We start from the raw sequence: 2,880 nt of genomic DNA, 5'->3' as shown, positions 1-2,880 counted from the left end.
GGCGTTGCAATGAAGTTCGGCGTGGACCTGAGCAACAAGTTTGCGATGCAGGCCGTCAAGAAAATTCCTGGCCAAGTGTTCATCGAGATCAACAAGGCAGTGGGATTCCGACTCATCACCAAGGCCGGCACCAAGGGGGTCGTCAACATGACCAAACTCGTCCCCATCGCCGGTGGGATCGCCGGCGCCGGCGTAAACGTTGCCTCGACCGCGGCAGTGGCGAAGTATGCGAAATCGAACTTCCCACACACAAGCGCGGACACCGATGACTGACATTGTTCGCATGAAGCACACCCCAAGGGGTTCGATCCGCGCTGTCGCCCTGATCTTTCACGGAGGCTCGCCAGAAGAAGGCACGAGGAAAGTTGGCGAGTGGTCGGCGTCGTACAAGCGGGCCGCCTATCTACATTGGTGCATCAAGAACCAATTGGCGGATCAAGGGATTGCACTGTGGTTGACACGGTTTCGCTTCGACAACTGGGCCCACATCGGGGGCGCTCCGGGAAGCACCCAGGTCGAAGATTCGGAAGCAGCCATCAAGCAAGCATCTGTCGACCATCCGGGCGTACCCGTCGTGCTCATCGGACACTCGATGGGAGCGCGGGTCGCTGTACGCGTTGCAGGAAAACCTCACGTCGCTGGAGTCATCGGTCTAACACCGTGGTTTCCGGCCGATGAAGCCGTAGACACCCTTGCCCATCGCCACCTCGCAGTTGCAATCAACCCTGGGGATCCCCACGCTACGGCGGCCGAAGCAACGGCCTACTGTGCTCGGGCGACAACCCAAGCGATCTCGGTCGACTATCAGGAGATCGGCTCTGAAGGTCTGGGGCGCCTCGCACGGGGGTACATAGGCCACGGGATGTTGATGAACCCGAGCCGATGGCACAGGTTCGTTACGAGCCAGGTGAACCGAATGATCGCCGACCGAGACTCGCACCCCCACCCATAGCGCGACAGCAGGCACGTTCTGAAGCCTCAGGTGCCGGCACCGTGTGACGCGACAACAGCATCGGCTGAGGCGGGCATTCCGCCGTGTACCGATCGGGTCGATGCAGGTCTGGCCTGCAGGTGGATCGCGGCCTGAAATGTTCGGGTCAGATGCCGCCGGCGCCTTTCACCCGGATCTGCGTTGTAGTCCCGCAATCACGTCTGCCAACGCCGAGTACTTCGAAAGGTGTGTCGTCAGAAGCGCCAGGTTCCCGTGGCCCTTCATATAGGCCCGCACGAACGTTTGATTGGATTGCATACCTGCCTGCAAGCGTTTCGGCGCATTCTGCCGGGCACGCGCGCTGGGCTTGTAGCCGTTGGTAAACGTGCGCACATGTGCAACGACACCGTGCAGCCGCGGAGGAGCTTTCGTCCCGCTGTTCATCGAGTTGGCATGACGCACAAACGACGGCAATGGCACATACCGGGCCCCAGTTGTGACCGTTCCGGCGGCAGATCTCTGAACGGCATGCGTGCCGGAGGCGGACATCCGCAGTGATACGGAAACGTCGAGATACCAGCCAATCGCAAGTGCGAGCGCCGCTCGAACGCCCGCGACGTCAGGTCCGTAGGGCACCCCATCTAGCAGGTCGAATGCGACTAGGAGCCCCATCCCGTTGACGCCGACCCAGGCGTACATGTAGCGATCTTCATCTTGGGTTAGCAGGACCTGCACCTGACCGGCACCGCCGTCGAACCACATCGGTCGGTCAAACCACTTCGTCAGTTGACCGGAGAACGTTTGGAGCCGGAGACGCGCCTCAGTTAGTTCCTGTTGGCTATCTAAAAAGTGGAACGGACTCGCTCCAGGTTGAACGAAGTTCAGTCCCCGAGAATGGACGGCATTTAGGAGATGAGCGACGGCAGCGCCGTTGGTCTCGTCGAGGATGGCGTACACCCATGGTGCCGCTGACTCACGCCAGGTGGGTGGCGCGTCGTTCCATGCGCGAGGCCCTAGAGCCAGCCCGCTGGGATCAAGCGAGGACATCGTGTACGCGGCGGTCAGAACATCGTTTGCTCGCTGAGCAAGCTTGGTGTTCCGGCCCGAAGCAAGGGGGTAGGTCTGTGACGCCGTCAGTCTCGATGCGAACCCTTGAGGGTCATGACGGCGCATGCTTGCACCGATCGCAGCCGACACACCCATAACAGCCGGGTCATTCGTGCGGGCCGCATCCAGTGCAAAGCGACGGAACTTTCGCGAGTCCCAGTTCGCCATTGCGGCCGCCACACTCAACTTGTCCCCAACGGCGTCGGCTGCCGGCTTCCCACCAAGACGACCACACACCCTGTTTCGCTGAGATGGTGACATCTTGACGTCGGCAACAAAGCCCAACGGGTCATTGGTGACAGTCGCAGAGCTGATCAAGCCGCCGACCGCGACTGCGCCCTTTGCGCGGGCCGCGTCGAAACCAAAGTCGCTTCTCAGGACGTACCGGGCGTCAGCGAGGCTGGACGTCGTCGAACATGCCGCAAGACCCAGCATCGCGCTTGGCCCAAGTCGTTCGCCGACACGTGCACGGTCCAGGAGGGCTGGAAGCGAATTGTCTGAGCGCGCTGACCGGAGCGCAAGCAAGTCCCACGTCTGGCCATCCAATTTGATCTCGTGGTCTGACACGGACTCGACTCTATGTGCGGGATGACCTGCCGTTCAGTACTTTCGCCCGACCGCGTCCGAGTTCGCGATGTTGCTGAAACGGACGCGTACCAAATGCTGCAACCGTTCCGTCGGACTCATACGTCGTCATTGCGCCGCATCTGATCACGGGTTCCAACGCGCCGACCGATGTCGGTGCGCCTCGCTAGGTTCGGCCCATGACCACCATCCCCGATGTCATCGACCGGTACTACAAGGCCTCGGCATCCGGCGACCTCGACACCCTGCTCGCCTGC

The 2,880-nt window shown here is 61.3% G+C and carries 3 protein-coding genes; 2 read left to right on the top strand and 1 reads right to left on the bottom strand.

Annotated features, from left to right (window positions below; translation table 11 throughout):
* A partial coding sequence (locus tag ACOADB_RS13770; RefSeq protein ID WP_378599527.1) for a hypothetical protein occupies window positions 1-273 on the top strand: 273 nt, incomplete at its 5' end.
* On the top strand, window positions 227-952 hold the full coding sequence (locus ACOADB_RS13765) for an alpha/beta fold hydrolase (protein WP_378599524.1): 726 nt from the start codon (window positions 227-229) through the stop codon (window positions 950-952). The genes ACOADB_RS13770 and ACOADB_RS13765, both read left to right, overlap by 47 nt.
* Before the next feature lie 165 nt (window positions 953-1,117).
* On the opposite strand, the gene ACOADB_RS13760 is transcribed toward ACOADB_RS13765, so the two are convergent.
* Window positions 1,118-2,605 (bottom strand): hypothetical protein, encoded by a 1,488-nt coding sequence (locus ACOADB_RS13760; RefSeq protein ID WP_378599521.1) that lies wholly within the window; start codon window positions 2,603-2,605, stop codon window positions 1,118-1,120.
* Between the last annotated feature and the right edge of the window lie 275 nt (window positions 2,606-2,880).

Origin of the sequence: Nocardioides sp. CPCC 206348 (assembly GCF_048654705.1) — a bacterium.
GTDB lineage: Bacteria > Actinomycetota > Actinomycetes > Propionibacteriales > Nocardioidaceae > Nocardioides.
Note: the sequence above shows the minus strand (reverse complement) of the source record. Positions and strands in the feature narration are given on the sequence as shown.

Coding starts and splice junctions, on each gene's coding strand:
- ACOADB_RS13765 (WP_378599524.1), top strand. CDS start 227: ATGCGAAATCGAACTTCCCACACACAAGCGCGGACACCGATGACTGAC.